Here is a 23823-nt window from a genome sequence, read left to right as displayed (position 1 = left end):
AAGATGTAATTATATGAATGACGGAACAAAATTTAAAAGAATGCTCGGTGGCATTTTAGCTGGGATTGGTTTATTATTGCTTTTATTCGCTTGTGTAGCATTTATGTCGGCCAATGATACTGTGATGGGTTTGGCAGTAAAAGGTGCAAGGAAAATTGCCCCTGCGGTATTAGGGCTAATTTTATTAGTATCAGGGATTTCTATGGTAAATCGTACATAGGTTTTGGTATTTTTACATTCGTAGAGACGCCATGCATGGCGTCTCTACATCGAAATTTAATTCTTTATGTAATTATAATCGTCGCAAACAAACACAAAGCATTGCGTCTCTACGCTGCAAAAATTATTTCTTCAAAATTTCAATTCCTACACTACACTGCAAACATTTTTTTTGTGTACAAAAATTGTTAAACAATTCAATGCTTGCTTGTGAATCAAATGCTGTTTTTATAACTAATCCTAAAGTTTCCCAAGTATCTGTAATATGATTTTTTTCGGCAGGTAATGCTTCCAAAAATTGCACACACCTATCCATAAAGTGGTGATTATTAGTTTTTTGTGAGTAAAAAGCTAATAAAGGTATGACCGTATTGATTAAAATATTATTGATAGAATCGACGCCCAAACCTTGTGATGGTTTACTGGCCAACTTACCAAAATGATAATGTGTTTGCCAATAAGATGATTGCTCAATTTTAAGAACATTTCGCAAATTTTCAATTGTTTCTGTTTGAGTAAACAGTGAAAAAAAACTTTGTTGTTGAGTAATTAATTGAGCAAATTGTGATAGGCGAATCGTCGGAAAATTGGCTGGACGAGTACGTAAAAACTTCCATTCTTGTGGTTTTAAACGATTTTCTTTTAGCGAGAATTTTGTAGCTAAAAAATCATATTCTTTTATCATTTTTTCGGAATATTCATCCGCCATTTCAAGTAAACCAGCTTGACCAAAAAGCATGGTTTCTATTTGAAAAAGATTATCCCTATGTTTTTGCAAAATCTTTAAAGGGAGATTTTGTGAGAGCCTTAAAAATGTATCAGAATTGAGTTTAAATCCAAAGTTTTTTGCCAAAAATTGATAGGCAGTTTCTTCCCAATCACCATTGTTTTGTTCAAAAATTTCTTCAACAATTTGTGCTTTTTGCTGTAAACGCTTGGCTAATACTTTATCTAAAACAGCAAATTTTGATAAATCAGAAACATTTGAGAAATGTTCTTTGCATGGTATAATCAATTGATTATCAACTAGATATTTGTATTTTTCAAATAAAAAAATATCAGTAATAGATTTCAATTCAAGAGTTGGAATTAAGCTCCCATCTTGTCTGATTATAGATTGATCATTCTCCCAAACTACATGCAAAATTACATTATTATATGCTTCATTTTGTTGGTGTTTATGTAATTTCCAATCTGAAGATTTTATGTGAATTTCAACATTTCCAACCCATTCTATTTCATTGATTTGGAGACGAGCATTCGTGAAGTCGGGACCTGCATCCGTATTCAAAATGCCTGTTTTCAAAACAATAATATTTTCACCAGTGATGGTTTTTAAGTTTAATTTATCAAATTGCTGGAATTGCCATAAATAATATAGAAATGCTTCGCTCATTTTTTTGTGTGGATTATTGAAAAGAATAAATTCTTACAATTATAAATATTGTTGCAGATACTGCTCCATTTCTTGCTGTACTTTTTGAGCTTCTTGTTTAGCTTTTTGAGCAAAATCTTCGTTGGATGAAGCATAAATAATTGCTCTCGAAGAATTTACTAACAAACCACATTGTTTGTTCATACCGTATTTTGAAACTTCCTCTAAACTTCCTCCCTGAGCTCCAACACCTGGAACTAATAAGAAATTGTCAGGAGCTAATTCTCTGATTTTTAATAATTTATCAGCTTTCGTTGCACCTACAACGTACATCATTCGCTCGCTATCAGCCCATTTTTGCGAAGTCAAAATCACCTGTTCATAAAGACTTATTATTTGAGATTGAGAGTCTGTTTTATAATTATTGACAGCCAACTGTTGAAAATCATCACTGCCAACATTGGAAGTAAGGGCCAATAGAATGACCCATTTTCCTTCAAAGTCAAGAAAAGGCTCAACTGAATCTCGACCCATATAAGGAGCTACTGTCACTGAATCAAAATCAAGTCCAGATGAAGATTTATCGAAAAAAGTGCGGGCATAAAGTCCAGATGTATTGCCAATATCACCACGTTTGGCATCAGCAATCGTGAAACATTCTTTAGGAATATATTCGATAGTTTTTTGCAAACTTTCCCAACCTCTTGCCCCTAATGCTTCATAAAAAGCAATATTGGGTTTGTATGCGACTGAAAATTCAAAAGTGGCATCAATAATTTGGCGATTAAACTCAAATATTGGGTCTTTTTCTATTAATAAATGCGACGGGATTTTCTTAATGTCGGTATCCAAACCTACACACAAATAAGATTTTTTCTGAGTAATTTGCTCGAAAAGCTGTTGTTTTGTCATGAGTCATATTTTTATTACAAAGGCAAATTTCCAGAATTTATACGATTTAATCAGATAAATTGTGGTAAATTATTTCGTATATGCTACTTTTGTCACTTAGTAATTAATTATATTATACTTGTAGCCTTCACTAATAGAAGTAAATAAATACTAACCTCAGCTATTAATAAACAATAAAAATGATTTTTAAACAAACGAGTATCGAAGGATTGATTGAAATTTATCCAAGAATTTTTAAAGATGAAAGAGGACTCTTTTTTGAGTCTTATCAAAGAGATGTTTTTACCCAAAATGGTATCCCATTTGAATTTGTTCAAGATAATCAGTCTTTTTCTTCAGCAGGTGTTTTACGAGGATTACACTTTCAAAATCAACCCTTTGCTCAGGGTAAATTGGTAAGAGTTGTCATGGGCAAAGTTGTAGATGTCGCGGTTGATTTGAGACCAAATTCACCTACTTTTGGTAAACATCAAAAATTTATATTGGATGCTTCTTTACAAAACATGTTATATATTCCTGAAGGGTTTGCCCATGGATTTGCCGCTATTGAAGACAGTATTTTTACATATAAATGTACAAATGTATATAATAAAGTATCAGAAGGTGGTATTATTTGGAATGACCCAGACTTAGCGATTGACTGGGGAGTAACAAACCCAAATGTTTCGCAAAAGGATATAGAATTACCTACATTCCAACAATTATTTGGCAAATAACTAGTGTTTTGTTTTGTCATAAATTGTACCAAATTTTTCTAATGTAGGATAAATTTCCCAAAAAAAAATATTATTAAGTATTTGCTACCGTTTACTATTTTTCTATGATAAACGGTTACAGTTGGCACGGTCTTGGTTCGAAAAAAAATATAAAAAAACTGAAATTCAGTAGGTTTTGATTGAATCCATTTATGCCACAAAAACTATTTAATACAATGTTTGATGCATTGTTCAAAAAGCGTGATTTGGGAGAGCAGCTTGCTTCCTCTAAATATTCGATTGCTGTTGATGTGCATGCACATATACTTCCTCAATTAGATGATGGAGCGGCTAATATTGAACAAAGCATTGAGATGATAAAATCTTTGTCTGCCTTAGGCTATCGTAAGATTATTGCTACCCCTCATGTGATGAATGGGTATTATAATAATGCTTCTGAAGATATTTTACAAGCACTTTACATCTTAAAAAGTGTTTTGCGAAGGAAGAATATTGATATAGAAATTGAAGCAGCAGCCGAATACTATTTGGATGATGAGTTATTCAGATTGATTGATCGAAATGATGTTTTGACTTTTGGAGGTGAAAAAAAATATCTACTATTTGAAACTTCTTTTGTCACTCGTCCATCTTATATACTCGAATCGACATTAAAAATCAAAAAAGCAGGTTATACTCCTGTGCTTGCTCATCCTGAGCGATATACCAATCTAAATGATATAGAAGTTTTAAATCGTTTGTCATTTAATGGACTTCTTTTTCAAATCAATATTGGTTCGCTTACAGGTAGTAATTCAAAACAATCGCAAGAATTTGCTGAACTACTAATAAACCAAAAATTAGTGTCTTTTTTGGGAACAAATTGCCATAATGAAGCACAATTGAAAAATGTGAAGGCGGCTATGAATTTGCCTTTTTATGAAGCTGTTCTTAAACAAAACTTACGCAATAACTCCTTACTTGAAACAAAAAAGAAGGAATTGATAAGTATTTAGGATTCCCTAAATACAAATTTTATGATAAACAATTATTCAATAAAACATCAACTTTATTGAAATGCTTTTATAGCCATATTTTTACCATCAAATATGGCATAACTATAATGCCATATCCAATCACCTAAGTTGATATAACGAGCTGTTGCTGTGAGATTCATATCAACTACATTATGCCTATGTCCAAATACATAGAAATCATGGTGTTTTGAAGCTTCTATATCTTTGGAATACATTACTAAATGCTCTTTTTCATCGCCTAAATAGAGTTCTTTTGTACGTTTTTTTCGCCAACTATGTTTTGTCCAAATTCTTCCAAGAAGCATTCCCAAATTTGGATGCAAAATCCTGCCAAACAAAAATCTTGGAATTTTACCTTCAAACACAATCTTTAACATTTTATAACCAAAATCATCCGCTCCGAGACCATCACCGTGACCAATGTAGAAGGTTTTGTCGTTGAAGGTAAAAGTTTTTGGACGACGAATAGTTTTGATATTTAATTCCTTTTCAAAATAATCGGTCATCCACATATCTCTATTTCCCATAAAAACGATAATCTCAATACCTGAATCTGATAATTCGGCTAATTTTCCAAAAAAACGAACAAAACCTTTTGGAACAACACGACGGTATTCAAACCAAAAATCAAATAAATCACCCACCAAAAAAATTATCTCGGCATCATGTCGGATACTTTCAAGCCAAGTTATTATTTTTCGTTCACGTATCAAACTTTTTTCGTGGTCGGGACCTCCCAAATGGAAGTCAGAAGCAAAATATATTTTTTTTCCAGCGGGAATTTGACGATTCATTAAAAACTAAAAGACTTATGAAGTAAAAAACAGAATACAAATGACACCAATTTTAAGAATTATCACAAATTTTATTTAATATTCGTGTAAATTTTGTTATTTGCAAAACATACTTTTAAAATTATGCAAAATTTTGGTTTTGATAAAAACCTTCTTTCCTTATCTTTACGTCGAAATATCTAAGATAAATTTTTTTAAACAATATGCCTTCAATGAAACGAGTATTAATTGCCGAAGATAGCTCTGTGATTCAGAACTTAGCCAAAAAGATTTTAGAATTCCAAAATTTTGAAATTACTGCCGTCAAAAATGGCGAGCAAGTCATGCAATTGCTCGATAAAGAAGATTTCGACATTTTGTTGCTTGACATCAATATGCCAATCATGGACGGAATGGAATGTGTGAAGGCGATTCGTGAGCTAAAAGACAAGAAAAAAGCAACACTGCCTGTGGTAGCGATTACGGGGAATGCCAAAAACTACTCAGAAACCGATTTCAAAGAAGCAGGTTTTAATGATGCTTTGATGAAACCACTGAATTTTGATAAGTTAGTAAATGTCGTAAAAGGACTAACTGAATAGCAATTAATGTGTGATTGAGTGATTTGTGAATGAGTGATTAAGGAAAATTTATTCAAAAAAATCACTAAATCGCCCAATCACTCAATCACTCAATTAAAATGCAAGTAACTTTTCTCGGAACTGGTACTTCGGGCGGAATACCCGTACTGACATGTGGATGTGAAATTTGTAATTCCTTAGATTATAGAGATAAACGCCTACGAGTATCTGTTTGGATTGAAATTGAAAATAAGAGTTTTATCATTGATACTGGCCCCGATTTTAGGCAACAAGCTCTGCGAGAACGTATTCCAAATATTGATGGAATAATCTACACCCACGAACACAAAGACCATACTGCGGGTCTCGACGATATTCGGCCATATAATTATCTGCATGGGATTCAACATTTAGACCTTTATGGAAACCCAAGGGTTTTGAATCAGCTAAAACGTGAGTTTGCTTATGCTTTTGAAGAGCAAAAATATCCTGGTGTTCCATTGTTGAATCTGCATGAGATTAGTAATCAGCCATTTACGATTAAAGATGTATTGTTTACACCTATCGAAGTACTTCATCATCGACTTCCCGTTTTAGGGTTCAGAGTCCAAGATTTTACTTATATCACTGATGTGAATTTTGTCGCTGAACAAGAATTAGAAAAGGTTTATGGCACGAAAGTTTTGGTTTTAGGAGCTTTACAAAGGCAAAAACACATTTCACATTTTACGCTTGATGAAGCCATCGAAGTGGCTCAAAAAGTCAATGCCGAAATGACTTACTTGACGCACATCAGCCATAAAATGGGACTTCATAGCGATGTGGAAAAAGACCTACCACCAAATATTCGCTTGGCTTATGATGGTTTAAAGATTAGGTTGTAAATGATTAATATTCGCCAAGAAAATATTTATCCATGGCTAAATATTTTTCATAGATTTGTGTTATGAAAATACATAGTTATAATTTTGAAAGTTCACCAGATGCCCTGAGATTTGAATTTGATAGTATAAGCTCTCAGAAACAAATACGGAAAGTAGTTGAATATACACCATTACCTCAAAATCCTAATATCTATAATTTAGGTTTTGACGATTTGAAAGAAGATGGCAATATTGATGATTTAGTTGTGAGTGATAATAAGGATATGGAAAGAGTTCTTGCTACTGTGATTCAAACAATATTTAAGTTTTTTGAATCTCGTCCTAAAAATACAATATTATTTTTAGGAAGTACAGAAAGTAGAACAAGGTTGTATCAAATTGTTATTGCAAGAAATATAGACGAAATGGGTGGAGTGTTACAAATTAGAGGAATCAGGAACGGAGAAATCGAAGAATTTGTTAAGGGAATAAATTATGAAGGCTTTTTAATAAATCTTAGCTTAGAAAGGAAATAAAAATATGAAAACTGCAAAAGTATTAACTCCAAAAGTTACAATTAATCCTAAATTAAAAAGTAACCCAAGCGACCCATTTATTCAAAAAAAAATAGAAAAAGCTACTGCATTACTGAATAGCCTAAAAAAACCTATACAATTTTAGTGTTTTCTTCAAAATAACCATTTGTAAGTTATCTTTATTATTACTTGCTAACCCAAAACTGCCAACTATAGACTCAAATAAAGTGGCACAAAACGAACTTCCTCCAAAATATTACCTCGAATACTTCAATTATGTACTGGATTTTGTTCAGGAAAAATACCGGCATATCTTGAATGAAAACGAATGGCGTTTCTTGAGAAAATACTATTGTTTGAGTGAAGATGCTCAGTGTCTTTTTATTCGTTTTTCTAATCGTCGTGGACTTTTTTTTAGAGTTAATAAGCTGTCTTACAGTGAGTTAAAAGATATTCCTGCCTTGCTCAATGAATTACTCGAAAGAGAGTTTATTGAAAGCCTCAACCCGGAAAAACACCAAACATTTAGTAAAGAAATGCTAAATGTGCTAAACACAAAAGAGATTGTAGCACAATTCTCCGAATTGTCTAAGGAGAAAACTGCACAATACAGAAAACTCAAAAAAGACGAACTTGTAGAAGTAATTTTGCAAGATTTTTCTTTGGAAGAAATCACCAAAAAACTTAATGCTTTTGAGCCAATTATAAAGGTTTGCTTTGAGTATGAGGCGACTTTTATGAAGTTTTTATTTTTTGGTAATCGCTATCTTGACATGACAGAATTTGTGATGCGAGATATGGGATTAGTACAATTTGAAAATTATGATGATGACAAACTTGTGGCTCGGTTTAATACCCGTAAAGATGCCGAAGATAAATGGTTGATAACTGACCAAAATGACCTTTTTAATCAACTAAAAGATACAGCTCCGCCAGTAGAAATTTATGACTGGTTTATGAATTTTGCTGATACGGTTGGTGAACTAAGTGAAGTAGCCAAGCCATCTTATGAGCGATTAATTATAAAAATTGCTACATTTCTTGAAAAAAACAAGCAATTAGATGAAGCCTTGACGATTTACCGTCTAACAGAGCAAGTGCCTTCACGTGAACGTCAGGTGCGAACTTTACAAAAATTGAATCATATTGATGAAGCGTTTTCACTTTGTCAACAAATGATTGAATTTCCAAAAAATGCTGATGAAAAATTTTATGCAATTGACTTTCTGAATAAACTCAATACTAAGAAACGAACAAAGAAAAGTACAACTTCGTGGCTACATCAAGCGGAGTCAATTACGATTTCGATTGATTTTAGGCATCAAGTAGAAATGGGCGTAGTTGATTATTACCATAATGAAGGGAAACTGGCTGTTTTTGCCGAAAATCATTTGTGGCGGGCTTTTTTTGGTCTAGTTTTTTGGGATATTGTTTTTGACCCAAGTTTGGTTGCTTTTCATCATCCATTCCAACGCCGCCCTTCCGATCTGTATTTGCCTGATTTCTACGAAAAGCGTAAAGATATGATAATCAGTCATTTAGAAAGTTTTGCTGATGTGCAAGATTTGCTTACTTACATGGGTGAGCGTTATGAATCTAAGTTTGGTATTGCTAATCCCTTTGTGGTTTGGTTGGAAGAGATTTGGATGATTGTCAGAAAAGCAGTTGAGGTGGTAGAATTTGAAGCGATGAAAAAAATCTTGCATGAAATGTCCAAAAATTTGGTCGAAAATCTTCGTGGTTTTCCTGACCTTTTTATGTGGGATGATATTGCGGACGAATATTGTTTTGTAGAGGTAAAATCTCCAACCGATAATTTATCTAATCAGCAATTATCGTGGCTGCAATATTTTGAAGAAATTGGTGTAAAAGCAAAAGTTTTAAGAGTTTATTGGAGAGAAAATGATAATTTAGAAATTGAGGATTGATAAATATTAGTTAGTTTTTTTCAATAAAACTCAAACCCCATAAACGTTCATTTATGAGGTTTGGAATATCTAAAATCAAGATTTTACCCTACTCTGCTCACTTTCTGAACCGCCCGATTTTCAAGCATTAAGCGATTTACCTTTGTTGAATCTGTATGAAAATAGGTAAGTTATATTGTTGATTTTCAACAACAAAAGCCTCTAAGACAAAGATAAATATCGCTCCTCAATGATTTTAAAATGCCAACGCTGATGCCCAATAGTGATAAATCCAATCGCTAAGACTGAATACAGACCTTTAAATCCAAGTCCAGTTCGGAGCAAAACTTCGGGAGTGAATGACTCATAAAGCTTAATAAATGAGGTTCGTACGAGTAGTAATTCTTCGATTAAATCCTCCAGCGTTCGGTGTTTGGTACTGCCATTTTTGGCATAACTTTCTTCGTCGAAAGATGGTAATTGAGCTTTTTCTCCACGAGCAAAACACAATGCACGATAAGTGAAAATGCGTTCGGTATCAATGATGTGTTGCACAATATCCTTGATTGTCCATTTACCTTCAGCATAAACTTTATCACCAATTGCTTTCCAGCGTTCTATAGGCAAATTTTTTAATTCTTCAACACTAATTTTTAGTGCTTCGCTGAGTTCAATATCATCAGTAAGATTGATATATCTATCAAAATACTCAGGCATTGGATTGATGTCAGATTTTCTCATATTTTTTTTTATGCAAAAATAGGGTTTTTATTGAACCTTAATTAGTAAAACAAATGACATTTTAAAGCAATTTTTTATACACAAATCTCATAACATACAAGCTATGAGATTTGTGTTAGGTAAATTATTTAGACTCTTCTTTTTTCTGAATTTTGGGTTGACCTTGGATTGGAGTTTTCTCCAACTTTTTTCCCATTTCATCCATTAACTTCATTCCTAATAGTCCACTTAAAGCCCCATTTTGGTCATTTGCTCCACCTGTAATCAGAATATCAGGCATAACTTTAATTTTTTCTTTACCAATACTTTCTGTAATTTTCAATTGTGTAAAGTTTCCTTCGCCCATTGCCGAAACGGCTAATTTGTAAGCTTCGGCATCTGCTTTACCAATTGCTAAAATCTTTTCAGCTTCGGCAGCACCAGTTTTACTAATTTTTTCAGCTTCAGCGTTGGCAATTAATTTGATGCGTTCTGATTCGGCACTTGCTTGCAATTTTACTCTTTCGGCCTCGGCACCTGCTTGAAGTTTCAAACTTTGAGCTTCACCTTGTGCTTTTTTTACTGAGGCATCAGCCACACGTTCGGCAATGACAACACCTTGGTCAGCTTTTACAATATCCTTCTGAATTTCGGCAATGGCTGTCTCTTTTTCCAAAGCCTGACGAGTTTCTTGTGCCATTTTTTGGGTTTCATAAGTCACTTTTTGTTCTTCAGCCAATTTTCGATCGGTCAAAGTTTTCATCAATGATTCGGGTGGAACAATATCACCAATCAAAGTATCAACAGCATTGACATTGTATTGAGAAAGTACCTCCGAAATATATCTACGAGCTGTTTCTTGTCTTTCTTTTCTCGAACCCAAAAACGATATTACATCAGAATCTTGGGCAGAATTTCGGAAATAGTTTCCAATGGTAGGTTCAAGCACTTGACTTACTAAGTTGTGCATATTCCCAAATCGAGCAATCACCTTTGGTGCTTCATAATTTGGAATGTGTATGATTTGGGAAACATCCAAATTAAAAGGGAAACCATCTTTTGAACGTACCGTAATTGTTGAAAGGTTTTTATCTAATTGATGCGATTCTGACCTCGCACTTGCCCAGTTTAAGACCAAATTGGTAGTTGGTACAATCTCAATTCGTTGGATATAAGTATTGATTGGGTATTTTCCTGGACCAAGAGGCTCGGCCCAAACACCTTTAAAACCTTTAGTGAAAATATTGCCGTGTTTAAATTCTGTTCCGCTAACATCAACCCCTTCTTCGCCTACGTAAGAGATAACAACGCCTACATTTCCAATCGGAATTTCAGTCATGTGAATTTCTTCGATTTTAACAAACCAAGGGTTGAGGTTATACGAACCTGCCAAAATTACTTGTTGTTGAAGTCCTTTATTACCACCTTTGCTCAAGAAAGCATCAGCATCTTGAAAATTATTGTGTCCATCGACGGTTTTACCTGCTATTTGCCCTACTTCGATAGAAGCTCCGTCCATTGTTGTGATAATTCCGACCATATTTTCATGAATTTCGGTCATATCAGTAATTTCTATCTCAAACAAGAATGTATTGATACGATACGAACCCGCAGTAATTACTGCTGATTGACGACCTTTACGTCCTCCATTCTTCAAAAAAGCCTCAGTATCTTGGAACCCATCACATTCAACTTTACGCCCTAAAATAAAACCAGTTTCTAATTCTTTACCATCTTTGGCAAGCACCAATCCGATTTTGCCTGTTGGAATTATAGTAAGAGGTTGTAGCGTAATATCAAATTGCCAAATCCAGTACCAAAAATAGATACCAGGAGCTAAAGGTTTGGCTTGAAAGCCTGCTTCACCTTCAGTAGCAATAATACGCCCTTCGGGAAGTGATTTCTTATCGCCAAAGAGTACAAATTTTTTAGTAACAAGACCGATTTTGTCTTCGGGAATGATAATGATGCCTAATAGGCGAAATATAAATTTGTAGAAAACTAAGCATAGTAAAGGCACGCCAATACTAATGATTGTGGTAATTGTAAATTCCATTGTGTTTTATATTTGGTTTAATTAATGAGCCAAATATTGCGAGTTTGGAATAAACTTATTTGAAAATGTGAAGAATGGATTTTAAATTATTTGAATGGAAATTTCGCCTTGAAGAGTTTTTTTGATACAAGAAGAGGATAGATTTGATGAATCAAAGTCTATCCTCCATATATTTGATGAATTATAAATTGATTCCGCCAGAAACCTCGATTCTTTGTCCATTTATCCAACGACTTTGCTCCGAACATAAAAAAGCAACGACACTACCAATATCTTCAGCTTCACCAACTCTGCCTAAGGCAGTTACAGAGGCTAAATAGCCTTTCAATTGAGCATTGCTCCTGATGCCTGCATTGTTAAAGTCAGTTTCGATTGGGCCAGGTGCAACAACATTAGCTCTAATACCTCTTGGCCCTAATTCTTTGGCAATATATCGAGTTAGGGTCTCGATTGCACTTTTCATGGAGGCGTAAATGCTATATCCTGGATTGGCAAAACGAGTAGTTCCTGATGAAATATTGACAATTCCACCACCATCGTTGAGGTAGGGTAATAGTTTTTGAGTCAAGAAATAAACGCCTTTAAAATGCACATTTGTAAAATTGTCAAAATCTGCTTCGGTGGCATTTGCGAAGCTAATAGTAGCTCCCATTCCTGCATTATTCACTAAATAATCTATTTTTCGACCTTCAAAAGTACTTGAAAGCGTGTTTGAAACAGAGTCAATAAATCCATCAATAGAACTAAAAACCGATAAATTTAATTGAATGGCTTCGGCTTTTTTGCCCATTGCTTTTATTTGAGCTACAACATCTTGTGCATCGCTCTGATTGCTATTGTAGGTAAGAATAATATCTTTTCCTTGTTCGGCTAAACGCAAAGCCATGTCTTTTCCTAAACCACGACTTCCGCCAGTTACTAATGCAATTTTTGTATTGTCCATTTAATATTTGTTGAATTACTTTTTGTAGAATCTTTCATTAGAAGAACCACTTTAATTGAGTGATAGTTTCGTTTAGAGTTTAATTCGTTCCGAAATTTTACAAATATCATACGCTACTTTTTGGATATTCATAAACTGTTCGGGAATTAGAACTTTACTTTCTTCATCTTGAGCATTCGTATTTTTATGTTTTAAAATATAGATTCTTTCGTTATCCACAAAATCACTTTTTTCGATGATTTTGATGGCTTCTTTGAGCATATTTTCTGTATTTTGAGCGATTTCTTCCAAATTGTCAAATTCGGTAAGTTCTTCAAAATGCTCTCTTGAATACAATGCCAGCGTAGCCACATACGATGAAAGTAAATGATTTAAGACCGAAAACTTATGGATTTCATTGATGTTTTTTTGCTTATTTTTTGGTTCAGAAAACATTCGCTGAAAACCCGAAGCCAGATTGGCACTCCTAACAAAAACCTCTTTTCGGACAATTTTATAAGGTATTCGTTGATAATCTTCACCAAAATACATTTGCGAAACCTGATGATAGTATGCCAAATTGGCTTCCAACATTTCGATTAGCGTATTTTTGAGTTTTTCATGCTCCCAATGAGGCAACAGAACATAACTTCCAACGAAAGCAAGTCCACCGCCAATGGCAGTATCATATACTCGTTCGATGAGCAAAGCTCTACTTCCCATTCCCAGAAATTCAAATAGAATTAGAATAAATGGAGTCATAAAAACCACACTTACAAGGTAAGTTTTTCGTTGGAAACTATAAGTTCCGAGCATACAAAATAGCAAAATACCAAAAAGCCAGCGATTGTCTGTCACAAAATTGAGAATAATCATACCAATCAAAGCTCCTGCGATTGTACCAATCAATCGGTCAAGATTACGTTCTTTGGTAAGGCTGTAAGCTGGTTTCATAATTACCATGATGGTCAAGAGAATCCAATTACTATGCAAAAGATGCGTTGATTGAGCAATAATAAAACCAATCAACATCATACCCGAAACCCGCAGTGCGTGCCTAAAATTTTCAGATTTTAAGTTTAGGTTTTCTAAAAAAACTTCTAAAGTATAGGCTTGATGTGAAGTAAAAGCGGTTGTTTTTAGGTCGTTTCTTGATAATTTTTCTAATTCTTTTGCTTTAAAATAGCCATTTATTTTCTTGATTCGAAGAAAAATATTTTCAATATTCACTTCAATATTTCTGAGTGCTTGCAAGCCAATTGTCGAGAAAGATGCTTCCTGTTGCGTGCTGAGGGCATCAATACTTTCTTTTAATGTTTGCAGTTTTCGAGCTAATAACAAGTTACTATCTGGCTTGCTACCATCTTTCAATGATTCACTTATATCTTCAATTTGCTCGGCTAATAGATTTAAAACATACTCAAAATCTTTGAGGATGCCTGTATGGTCAAATTGTTTATGAAGCTTCTGATAATTATAAAATGTGGACATGATTTGCTCATATAAGTCAACCATATCGACAAAAATCACGAGAAGAAAACGCCCTTCTTGGGTATTTTCACGCACAATTTTTTGACTTTTAAAAAGCTGTTCACGTACCGCATCTATCTTTTCATTGACCGTAATTTGAGCTTCGATGAGTTTTTTGTAATTTTCGTCATAATCCATGTTTTCTTTATAAAAACCTGCCTTTATTCGCATAAAAATGGCAATTTCCATAACCGATTCAGCTAAAGAAAGTGTTGCCAAACGATAAGGCATAATGCGATAAAGTGATAAACTAAGTGCAGCATACCAAAGCCCGCCAAGCAGAATATAAAGCGAATAAAACAAAATCTCATTGAGTGGACGAATATCATCAATGCCTAAAATCATAACCAATAAAGCTGCTACTCCAACAGAAGCTGCTCTATTGCCATAAACATAAAACATTGAAAACAAGAAACTTAGTACAACAATTAAGCCTCCTAAAAGGTAAACGGATACACTGCAAAGACTGGTCAATAAAGAAATAATCGTAACAAGCCCTATTGTTAAAAACATGGCGTTTCGCCGATGAGTGATAGGGCCAGGAGCATCAGCAATACTGGCACATACAGCACCCAGAGAAATAGAAATACCGATTTTAAGCAAATCGAATTGAGCCAGTAACAAACTCGGAAAAACTACGCCAAAAGTTATCCGAAGCCCATCACCGAAGTATTGGCTCAGAACGAAGTTTTTGACTTCGCTGGGTATTTTTTTTGGTGAAATACTTAGTTCCATGTTTTAAATCAAATTGCTACCAAAATGCCAAAATAATGCAAAATAGCTGCAAAAAACACAAATAAATGCCAAATAAAATGATTATATGGTATTTTTTGGTTTTGGTAAAAAATCGTGCCAATCAAGTAGAATAATCCACCTGCAGTAAGCAAATATATTGATTTATCGGGTAATTGTTTCCAAAAATCAGTTCCGAGGAAGAAAACCAAACAACCAATAAAAATATAAATCAAGGTAGATAATAGCCTAAATTTTCCTGTATAAAATATTTTTTTAACAACGCCCAAAGCAATGAGTGTCCATTGAATAATGAAAAACCAAAAAGCAGTTTGTGGCGGTGTAAACAGCACAATAAATGGTGCATAAGTGCCGCCAATTAAAAAGAAAATACTGATATGATCGAAAATTCTAAGTGTTTTTTTGACTAAAGGGTTGGCAAATGCGTGGTAAAGCGTAGAAAAAGTAAACATCAAAAGTATGGTAAAACAATAAAATGCAACAGCAAAAATAAGTGTAGGATTTCTACTCTGAACTGTCATCGAAATCAAAACAGGTGATGCAATTATTGTAAATAAAATGCCCAAACCATGCGAAAGTGCATTGGCTAATTCTGTTTTTATTTCTGAAGGTGTGTTCATATTTGTTTTTTTACAATAATCATTTTCAATACTCACTTCCAGCACCACCGCCACCAAAATTTCCTTCTCCAAACTTCATTTTATCTGATTGGCTTGGTTGCTGAATTGCTTGATTGACGATAAAAGCTTCCAAATTCTGAAATTTATTAGAACCCAAAGCCATATAAGTTAAACCAAATTTTTGTGTTTTTAATGCCCGAATAGTGAAAATTATTAGTAAAACAAGTAGGCCTCCGCCAATAGTCAATGCCAATTCGAGAGGTAAAACTGAAAAATAGGTTCGGTAAGTAAAAACCGAAAAGGCAATAGCGAGGATACCGACAATTAATAATTTGCGGTTGTGCTTTTGTAAGCCACGCACCATGTAAAATACAGGGATAGCTGCTGTAAGTAAATAAAATAGTGGAGCAAAAGAAATTTGTATCGAGTCAGATAAGCCATTAAGCATGGCATTCCCTTCTCGCACAACCAAATAATTGCCTCCTAAGTAGAAAGTTGCTAAAGCTAATATTTCAATAATGTCTTGACAGTCAGTGTAATACGGTGTATTTTCTTGCTTTCTCCAAAATTGAATAAAGAAATAACTCGCTGCCGAAACGAGCATAATCACAAAAGGAATGATTAGTTTACCAATTGGAAATTTGGTAACGATAATAAACCAAAGAGCTATCCAAGTAAGATAAAGGCTGATGGCTACCAATGGGTCGGCATAGCGGAGTAGGGCGGGTAAAAGTATGATTAAAGCAATTGAACAATAGATCCAAGCTGGTAATTCAAAATCACTGATTGCAATAAAAAAAGCAAAAACTGCTCCGAGCATGGCATAAAGTAAGGCATTATCTGCTCCTGAGCGGTAAAAATTATTTTTTTTGATGAAATATTCGAGGAAGAAAAATAGGATTCCTGCATAAATTAAACTGATTATGCCCAAACCTATGGATGATTCTGAAAGTACCCCTGCAAGAAATAAGGATAGAAATCCAAAACTTGCCGAGCCAACAATATTAGTAAATAAAAACAGTCCGATTTTCACAAAAATATTGGAGCGATGAAATCCAACTGGAAATGCGTTTTGGGCGGCATTAAATTGTTCATCGCTTAACATTTTTTGTTCATGCCAATTTTTGATAATCGCCTGATTACCAATGTTCTCGATCCAAGTTTCGTTATATGCTTTTTTCATTTTTTTAGCCCTATAATTTCTTTGATTTTGATTAAAAACAGAATGATGCCCGCACCCGAAAGCATGAAATAAAGCATAAAAAAGAACGGATCTAATTGCTCTGGAAGTACTTTAAATACACTGTATGTAAATGCTATATAGCCATAAACAACTCCAATGAGCAGAAAAAGATAAGAGTGTTTCTGACGAGCATAAGCGATGCTTAAATAAGATAAAATAGCTACGATGAAAAAGTAAATAATTTTCCAATCGAATGCAAAAAGCCCTGACAAAGCAGCCACAAAAGCTAAATTTCCGCCTAAAAGAAAGTAGGTAAACGAAAAGTGTTTTTTGAAATCTCTTTGTTCTGAAATCCAACCGACAAAAATCAAGAAAATGCCTAATAATAAAGCAGTAATGGCGAGATTTTGACTATTAAAGTTATTTGTTTCCCAAAGCTTTACAGGTGCAATACTTACACCAACGCCCGAGGCTAATGCTGTTATTGCCATCGAAAGTACCCCTCGGTGGTCGAAACGGTAAGCACAAAGGAAAAACAAGAGGGCTGGAATAAAAGCCGCCAAACCATAGCGAGTACCAAAAATAGTATGTTGGTATTGTAAATATCCTTCAAGCGTCAAAAAAGTAAGGCAGCCACCCAATAATGCAAAATCATCAAGATTTGTCGAGCCTTCAATTTCTTGCCAAGAAAATGTTTTTCGGTGCATAAACGCATAGTAAAAGCACCCTAAGCACAGCAAGGCAATGAGTCCAATGAGAATATTGTGCCCAATTGTATCAATGTTTTTATAAATCAAAATTCCTAATCCTGTGCTTAGAAATGTGATTCCGAGATAGAGTAATGAGCGTAATTCCCAATGGATTGAAAATGGTCGATTGGCATCATAAGAGCTAATTTGTATTGATTGCTTTTCTGAAATAATGGACTTTTCAGTCAAAATTTCAAGTAAATATTGAGGTTTCATGGTTGATAGGGCTTTTATAGGAATTAAGTAAATGTAATAAAGTTTTTTTAATGTGGAATCTCTTTGCAGTAAAATTTGATAAATGTTAAATTTATTTTTTCTTAGATCAAAATATTTATCTTTACTGTAAAAACCTTCTATCAATTCAAACCTCAAAAAAATGAAACTTAAAAATATTACAACCTGTCTGTTATTAATACTTAATTTCAGTCTTTTTGCTCAAAATTCAACAAAAAATGATTTAAACACACCCGAAAGTGTCGGTATTTCGAGCGAAAGACTCAAACGAATTGATGCTCATTTGAAAGATCATTTAGACAAAAAATGGATTCCAGGAGCTGTGGCGATGGTAGCTCGAAAAGGGAAAGTTGTCTATTCGACTGTCATCGGAACGAGTGGAATTAACAATCAGAAATTGAAATTCGATGATGTTTTTCGTTTGGCGTCAATGACGAAGCCTATCGTTACCACAGCCATCATGATTTTGGTAGAAGAGGGCAAATGTACTTTGGAAGAACCTCTCTCAAAATACATTCCTGAATTCAAAAACCCCACTATTTTAAAAGAAATTAATAGCAACGATTCTACCTATACTTCCGAACCATCCCCCTCTGAAATTACTATTCGACAACTACTTTCGCATACTTCGGGTATTGGTTATGGTTTTACAAACCCTAAACTTTCGGGCGTAATTTATGGGAAAGCGAAAATTCCAGATGGAGCAACCTTAGATAATATAACGATTGGTGAAAAAATGAAAATATTAGCAAAACAGCCTTTATTGCACGCTCCAGGTACGAAATGGACTTATGGTTTAGGAATTGATGTTGCAGGATATTTAGTAGAAGTACTTTCAGGTAAAAATCTTTCGGATTTTTGTGAAGAACGAATTTTGAAACCTTTGGGTATGGTTGATACACATTTTTATCGACCAGAAAGCGATGAAAGCAGAGTTGTGCATCTTTATACCGAAATCAATGGAAACTTGATGGATGCGATGTCTTTCCCGCAAGCAAAAAACCAATATTACCCCACTCGTGGTGCAAAATCCTACTTCTCAGGCGGTGGAGGTTTATCAGGTACGGCTCCTGATTATATGAAATTTATGCAAATGATTCTAAATGGAGGTACGCTGAATGGCACAAGAATTTTAAGCAGAAAGAGTATTGAAGCGATGAGTAATAATCAAATTGGTGACCTTTCGATCAATACATCAGGTACAAAATTTGGCTTGGGTTTTTCAATCGAAGTTGCACAAAGTTCTTATAGAAAATTAGGTTCAGTCGGTCGATTAGGTTGGGGCGGTTTATACAATACAACCTTTTGGATAGACCCCAAAGAGCAAGTTGTGGCGGTTTTATTGACTCAAATTTACCCATCTTCACACCAAAGAGAATTATATGATAAATTTGAAAACTTAGTGTACCAAGCAATTGTTGATTAGATAAAAGAGTAGTAGTATAGTATTGCAAAAGCTTTGATAAACTATCAAAGCTTTTGTTGTTTTATATGACTATGAGCGATAAATAAAGAGAATATTTGTCTAATTGGTAAAAATATTGGTTTTGTTAAATTATTTCTAAATATCATACAACCATTTTGGCACGAAGGGCATTCTATACATAAATGGTTGCAACCCATCATTTACCAATTAAGATACTTTAACTTTATTTTTTTTCACATCAGCCACATATTTCTACATTTGCAAAAACAACTTACGTACATGAAAAAAACACTCACCTTCGTATTTGCGGCCTTCATATTAGTTAGCTGTGACAAAAAAATGGACGAAACCGTCCCAAGTTCAAATGTTGTTTCTACAAGCAAGAATGTAGAAGATTTAAACAAGCTCATCATTCCGATGCAACAGCAAGAACCCTTAAAACTGACCGATGCTGAATTGACTTATTTTGATGATTTAAAATCTGCTCAAGTCATTGGTTTGGGTGAGGCAACGCATGGTTCAAAAGAGTTTTTTCAAATGAAACATCGACTCTTTAAGTACTTTGTAGAACATTTTAACCATAAAATTTTTGCTTTTGAAATGGATTTCTCAGAAGCTTTGATTTTTGATGATTATTTACAAACAGGTAAAGGAGATATTGTACAATTGATGAAAGATAAAATGTATTTCTGGACTTGGAATACTTCAGAAGTCAAAGATTTATTGGTGTGGATGAAAGATTATAACATCGGGAAGCCAGAAAAAGATAGGTTACATATTTATGGTGTTGACTGTCAAACTTTCAAATATAATGTTCCTGAATTAATCAAAAGAGTATCAGCAATTGACCCAAAAATGGGACAAGATATTACTAATCTACTCACCGATTTAGCATCAGATAAATTTGAAGGAAAGAAAGCTAATATATTGGTAGTCAATAGTCTGATTAAAAATAATAAAACTAATCTAATTGCACAAAGCTCACCCATAGCTTATGATTTTATCGAACATATCGCCGATATTATTGTTCAGACAGAGACAGTTGTAGCTGACAACAATGCAGCGACTTCTTATACTAATAGAGATTTATTTATGGGAGAAAATGCGGTTTGGCTAAAGAAGCATAGTGATTTTCCGATGTCTGTTTGGGCTCACAATGCACATGTTAAAAATGCAGATAGCGATAATGCAAATGATAGAGCGATGGGGTATTATATCAACAATAAATTACAAGGAGGCTATATGACCGTTGGATTTTCGTTTGCAAAAGGCAGTGTCACGGCCGTTGATACAGAAAAGAATGGTTTAGGATATTATAATTTCTTAGACAATACAGTAGTTGGTTATTCAAATGAACTGCTTTCACAAGCAAAAACTACCAATTTCTTTTATAAACCTTCGGTTGTTTATAGAAATACAAATCTTCGTGAATATTTTACAAAAACACCATTTTATCAAATTGGGGCAGTTTTTTATTCAAGTGCGGCCGCTCAAGCTAAAGTTAGTTTTTCACCTTTGTCAGAAGCCAATTTCAATTATATGATTCATATCAATAAAACACAAAATTCAGAAAATTATTGGTTAAAATAATAACTTTGATTGTTGCCAACAGCATTTTGTTCATGTTGAAATGCTGTTGGCTAATATTTTTTATCCCAATTTATTCATTTCAAAATAGCGTTTTACAAGCAAATTGATGAAACGTTTCAGATACAATTCATTTAAAAACGTATTCGACCAATTATCAAATCTTTGACATTGAATACCAATATAGAAGAAATAAAGACTTATACCCAGCATTGGTAAAATTCGCTTTTCTTCGTCCGAAATAGGCGTAAGGGATTCATAACCAGCCAAAAAGCTGTCTATTTTTGATTGGCATTCTGCTTCGTTTTTTTCAATGCTATAAACTTGCAAAATATAATAGGCAATATCTAAGCATAGCCAACCATTTCCACAGAAATCAAAATCAAAGATTGTAATTTGTCCATTTGGTTTGATATTCAGATTATCAAACCAAATATCTAAATGTACTGCTCCACTACGAATTTTGTTAATATCAACTTTGTCAAATTCATTAAACAAATATGTTTGAGTGGATTTCATAAATGCCATTTCTTCAGTATCGCTTGAAAGAAATTTTGGCAAATAATCGAATAAATTACCTAACAAAACCTGAGGTGTATAATTAACTCTTTCCAAAGGTAGATTTTGTGTTATTTGATGAATTTGAGCCATTAAAACTCCAATTTTAAAATGAATTTCTTCCGAAAAATTGAGTAATTTATTTCCGTCTGCAAATGAGAACATTACTGCAAAACGCTCACCTTCGGGGGCATTCAGCGATTGGATATAATTCTCATTTTTATCAAAAATTGGGTAAGAAATAGAAATATTGTGTGTTTTAAGTATATTTAACAGCCGAATTTCTTCTAAAATCTCATTTTTAGTTCGCCAGTTTAGGCTGTAAACTCTGAAAATTAATTGATTATTTTCATCTTTTACCAAATAAGTATGATTGATTCCTGCTTTTAATAAACGACATTGAGTATTTTCACCAAAACCATATTTTTCTTGAAGAAATAGTGCAAGATGTGCAGTGGAGAGATTAGAGCTGATTACTGGAAAATGCGTCATTTTATTCCTTGTTTTGATATAAAAAGTTAATTCAAAAAAGCGTGCCATACCTTCAAGGTATGGCACGCTTTAATACGGGGATTATTGTATATTAACCATCAAATATCCTCAATTCTAAACAAATGGAATGGGAGAATAGTTGGGTCGAGTTCTACATAATTTGTGTCACCTTTCCAGTTATATGTTGCTCCTGAAAGCAAGTCATGCACACGATAGCTTTCCCATTCGTTTTTACCAATTTTCCAAAGTGGAATCTTCACAAAACCACCTTGGCGATTATACCCATCTAAACTTGTGATACACAAAATTCTGTTACCATTACTTGCGGTTTTCAGATATGCCAGCAATTGTTCATTATCAATTTGGCAAAAATCAATATTATTGGTACTATGAAAAGCTGTATTTTCTTTACGAATTTTATTGACTTGCGAAATCACATAAGTCAATTTATTGCGATGTTCCCAATTCCACCATTTGATTTCGTATTTTTCCGAAAAAGCATATTCCTCTTTTCCTGGATAGGGAGCATGGTATAAATATTCATAAGTTGGGCCAAAAATTCCGTAATTCCCTACAAGTGTAGCCGCCATGAAATAACGAATCAAAAACAAAGGCTCATGGCCAGTTTGGAGCATATAGGGGTCAATGTCATGTGTATTTGGCCAAAAGTTTGGTCTGAAATAATCTTTCATTTCACTTTTGGTCAACTGTGTCATATACTCGGTTATTTCAGCCTTACTTGTTCTCCAAACATAATAAGTATAAGATTGGGTATAGCCTAATTTTGCCAATTGTTGCATTACTTTTGGCTTTGTGAAAGCTTCTGCCAAGAATATCATATCAGGATAGTCTTTCTTGATTTCAGCAATAACCCATTCCCAAAACACAAATGATTTGGTATGTGGATTATCAACACGAATGATTTTTACGCCCCATTCAGCCCACGTTTGCATCACTGACTTTAATTCTTGCCATAGATTTTTCCAATCTTCGGTTTCAAAATTTACAGGATAAATATCTTGGTATTTTTTTGGTGGATTTTCGGCATATTTAATCGTACCATCAGGCAGAATTTTGAACCAATCTGGATGTTCTTTTACCCAAGGGTGGTCGGGCGAACATTGTATTGCCAAATCCATTGCAATTTCAATATCATATTTTTTGCATTCTTCAATTAAATGTTTGAAATCAGCTAAATTTCCTAATTCAGAATGTATAGCTGTATGTCCACCTTCTTCCGAACCAATTCCGTAAGGTACACCTGCATCACCTTCTTGAGCATTGACAGTATTGTTTTTTCCTTTGCGATGTGTTTTACCGATGGGGTGAATAGGAGGAAGGTAAAGCACATCGAAACCCAGTTCGGCGATGCGAGGCAATAAAGCCTCTACATCTTTAAAAGTACCGTGTTTCCCAACTTCACGTGCAGCCGAGCGAGGAAACATCGAATACCATGCAGAAAATCCTGCTTTTTGACGGTCAACATAAAGTTTTAGTTCTTTATAACGAAATGCTGACTGACGCTCTGGGTATTTTGTTAGCCATTCGTGCATTTGTTCACTCATGGCAATGGTAATTGCTTCATTATAACGATTTTCATCTTTAAAGGCCTTGGCAGCTTCTTGAATTGCTTTTCTATCATCATCTTTGGCGAGTTTTGCCATGCCATTCAAAAAAAGCTCACCTTGCATTATTTCTACCTTCAGATGCTGGCCATCTCGTACTTTTAAGTCAACTTCATGTTGCCAACTTGCAATGTGGTCAACCCATGCTTCAACGGTATAAGTATAAAAACCTTGTTTTTCGGCAATGAAGCGACCAACCCAGCGATCGTTGCCCATATCTGACATGATTACTTCATGCCAATCTTTTTCTGTTTCATGTTTGAAAAGTAATCGAGCGGCAAGATTATCATGTCCATCAATTACGATGTCAGCCTCAACGGTGATTAGGTCATTTACAATGCTTTTGACTGCAAATCGTCCACCATCAATTTCAGGTGAAACTCGTTCAACAACTGCTCGACATTGTCCAGAGGCAGGGAAGGGGAAGTGATTTTTCATAAATTAATAGAGCATCGACAAAGGCATCAATA

At 34.2% G+C, this 23823-nt stretch carries 22 protein-coding genes; 10 read left to right on the top strand and 12 right to left on the bottom strand.

Annotated elements, in window-relative coordinates; all coding sequences use genetic code 11:
* The first annotated feature begins 13 nt into the window (after nucleotides 1-13).
* Entirely contained in the window at nucleotides 14-220 is a 207-nt protein-coding gene (locus ACQUQZ_RS15595) for a hypothetical protein (protein ID WP_435355950.1), read from the top strand.
* A gap of 123 nt (nucleotides 221-343) precedes the next feature.
* On the opposite strand, the gene ACQUQZ_RS15590 is transcribed toward ACQUQZ_RS15595, so the two are convergent.
* Together ACQUQZ_RS15590 and pyrF are read right to left on the bottom strand one after the other, a co-directional pair.
* A complete protein-coding gene (locus tag ACQUQZ_RS15590) occupies nucleotides 344-1615 on the bottom strand; it encodes a DUF2851 family protein (protein WP_435355949.1) in 1272 nt (423 codons plus the stop codon).
* 39 nt (nucleotides 1616-1654) lie between these two features.
* A complete protein-coding gene (gene pyrF, locus ACQUQZ_RS15585; protein WP_435355948.1) occupies nucleotides 1655-2506 on the bottom strand; it encodes an orotidine-5'-phosphate decarboxylase in 852 nt (283 codons plus the stop codon).
* A gap of 179 nt (nucleotides 2507-2685) precedes the next feature.
* Here pyrF and rfbC point away from each other — a divergent pair, with 179 nt between their 5' ends.
* Both rfbC and ACQUQZ_RS15575 read left to right on the top strand, forming a co-directional pair.
* Nucleotides 2686-3222 (top strand): dTDP-4-dehydrorhamnose 3,5-epimerase, encoded by a 537-nt coding sequence (gene rfbC, locus ACQUQZ_RS15580; protein WP_435355947.1) that lies wholly within the window; start codon nucleotides 2686-2688, stop codon nucleotides 3220-3222.
* Nucleotides 3223-3437: 215 nt separating this feature from the next.
* Nucleotides 3438-4217: a tyrosine-protein phosphatase gene (locus ACQUQZ_RS15575; RefSeq protein ID WP_435355946.1), complete on the top strand. Its 780-nt coding sequence runs from the start codon at nucleotides 3438-3440 to the stop codon at nucleotides 4215-4217.
* A gap of 53 nt (nucleotides 4218-4270) precedes the next feature.
* On the opposite strand, the gene ACQUQZ_RS15570 is transcribed toward ACQUQZ_RS15575, so the two are convergent.
* Entirely contained in the window at nucleotides 4271-5032 is a 762-nt protein-coding gene (locus ACQUQZ_RS15570) for a UDP-2,3-diacylglucosamine diphosphatase (protein WP_435355945.1), read from the bottom strand.
* 203 nt (nucleotides 5033-5235) lie between these two features.
* Here ACQUQZ_RS15570 and ACQUQZ_RS15565 point away from each other — a divergent pair, with 203 nt between their 5' ends.
* The 5 genes from ACQUQZ_RS15565 (at nucleotide 5236) to ACQUQZ_RS15545 (ending at nucleotide 8919) form a co-directional block, all read left to right on the top strand.
* Nucleotides 5236-5613 carry a response regulator gene (locus ACQUQZ_RS15565; RefSeq protein ID WP_435355944.1) on the top strand — a complete coding sequence of 126 codons (378 nt, stop codon included), beginning with the start codon at nucleotides 5236-5238 and terminating at the stop codon, nucleotides 5611-5613.
* Nucleotides 5614-5711: 98 nt separating this feature from the next.
* Nucleotides 5712-6476 (top strand): MBL fold metallo-hydrolase, encoded by a 765-nt coding sequence (locus ACQUQZ_RS15560; protein ID WP_435355943.1) that lies wholly within the window; start codon nucleotides 5712-5714, stop codon nucleotides 6474-6476.
* Between the two features lie 62 nt (nucleotides 6477-6538).
* The gene (locus ACQUQZ_RS15555) at nucleotides 6539-6991 is read left to right on the top strand and encodes a DUF6934 family protein (RefSeq protein ID WP_435355942.1); all 453 of its coding nucleotides are present in this window, start codon (nucleotides 6539-6541) and stop codon (nucleotides 6989-6991) included.
* Between the two features lie 4 nt (nucleotides 6992-6995).
* On the top strand, nucleotides 6996-7136 hold the full coding sequence (locus ACQUQZ_RS15550; protein ID WP_435355941.1) for a hypothetical protein: 141 nt from the start codon (nucleotides 6996-6998) through the stop codon (nucleotides 7134-7136).
* Between the two features lie 82 nt (nucleotides 7137-7218).
* Nucleotides 7219-8919, top strand: a complete 1701-nt coding sequence (locus ACQUQZ_RS15545; protein ID WP_435355940.1) for a VRR-NUC domain-containing protein — start codon at nucleotides 7219-7221, stop codon at nucleotides 8917-8919.
* A gap of 201 nt (nucleotides 8920-9120) precedes the next feature.
* Here ACQUQZ_RS15545 and ACQUQZ_RS15540 read toward each other — a convergent pair whose 3' ends face one another.
* From ACQUQZ_RS15540 to ACQUQZ_RS15510, 7 genes are all read right to left on the bottom strand, one after another.
* A complete protein-coding gene (locus tag ACQUQZ_RS15540) occupies nucleotides 9121-9639 on the bottom strand; it encodes a DinB family protein (RefSeq protein ID WP_435355939.1) in 519 nt (172 codons plus the stop codon).
* A 124-nt stretch (nucleotides 9640-9763) separates the two neighbouring features.
* Entirely contained in the window at nucleotides 9764-11674 is a 1911-nt protein-coding gene (locus tag ACQUQZ_RS15535; RefSeq protein WP_435355938.1) for an SPFH domain-containing protein, read from the bottom strand.
* A 181-nt stretch (nucleotides 11675-11855) separates the two neighbouring features.
* On the bottom strand, nucleotides 11856-12617 hold the full coding sequence (locus tag ACQUQZ_RS15530) for an SDR family NAD(P)-dependent oxidoreductase (protein WP_435355937.1): 762 nt from the start codon (nucleotides 12615-12617) through the stop codon (nucleotides 11856-11858).
* 72 nt (nucleotides 12618-12689) lie between these two features.
* Nucleotides 12690-14861 carry an FUSC family membrane protein gene (locus ACQUQZ_RS15525; protein WP_435355936.1) on the bottom strand — a complete coding sequence of 724 codons (2172 nt, stop codon included), beginning with the start codon at nucleotides 14859-14861 and terminating at the stop codon, nucleotides 12690-12692.
* An 8-nt stretch (nucleotides 14862-14869) separates the two neighbouring features.
* Nucleotides 14870-15499 carry a PAQR family membrane homeostasis protein TrhA gene (gene trhA, locus ACQUQZ_RS15520; protein ID WP_435355935.1) on the bottom strand — a complete coding sequence of 210 codons (630 nt, stop codon included), beginning with the start codon at nucleotides 15497-15499 and terminating at the stop codon, nucleotides 14870-14872.
* A 25-nt stretch (nucleotides 15500-15524) separates the two neighbouring features.
* Nucleotides 15525-16682, bottom strand: coding sequence for a hypothetical protein (locus ACQUQZ_RS15515; RefSeq protein WP_435355934.1), 1158 nt, complete (start codon nucleotides 16680-16682; stop codon nucleotides 15525-15527).
* Entirely contained in the window at nucleotides 16679-17647 is a 969-nt protein-coding gene (locus tag ACQUQZ_RS15510; protein WP_435355933.1) for a DUF2157 domain-containing protein, read from the bottom strand. The genes ACQUQZ_RS15515 and ACQUQZ_RS15510 overlap by 4 nt, the downstream gene beginning before the upstream one ends.
* A 160-nt stretch (nucleotides 17648-17807) precedes the next feature.
* Between ACQUQZ_RS15510 and ACQUQZ_RS15505 the strand changes: the two genes are divergently transcribed.
* Complete coding sequence (locus ACQUQZ_RS15505; RefSeq protein WP_435355932.1) at nucleotides 17808-19091, top strand: serine hydrolase domain-containing protein; 1284 nt, start codon at nucleotides 17808-17810, stop codon at nucleotides 19089-19091.
* A gap of 279 nt (nucleotides 19092-19370) precedes the next feature.
* Nucleotides 19371-20681: an erythromycin esterase family protein gene (locus ACQUQZ_RS15500; RefSeq protein WP_435355931.1), complete on the top strand. Its 1311-nt coding sequence runs from the start codon at nucleotides 19371-19373 to the stop codon at nucleotides 20679-20681.
* A gap of 60 nt (nucleotides 20682-20741) precedes the next feature.
* On the opposite strand, the gene ACQUQZ_RS15495 is transcribed toward ACQUQZ_RS15500, so the two are convergent.
* Entirely contained in the window at nucleotides 20742-21728 is a 987-nt protein-coding gene (locus tag ACQUQZ_RS15495; protein ID WP_435355930.1) for a phosphotransferase, read from the bottom strand.
* 98 nt (nucleotides 21729-21826) lie between these two features.
* Nucleotides 21827-23791, bottom strand: coding sequence for an alpha-1,4-glucan--maltose-1-phosphate maltosyltransferase (locus tag ACQUQZ_RS15490; protein WP_435355929.1), 1965 nt, complete (start codon nucleotides 23789-23791; stop codon nucleotides 21827-21829).
* Nucleotides 23792-23823: the final 32 nt, after the last annotated feature.

It is taken from the genome of Emticicia sp. SJ17W-69 (assembly GCF_051209875.1).
In the GTDB taxonomy this organism is placed as follows: domain Bacteria; phylum Bacteroidota; class Bacteroidia; order Cytophagales; family Spirosomataceae; genus Emticicia.
This window is presented reverse-complemented; position numbering and strand designations above follow the sequence as displayed.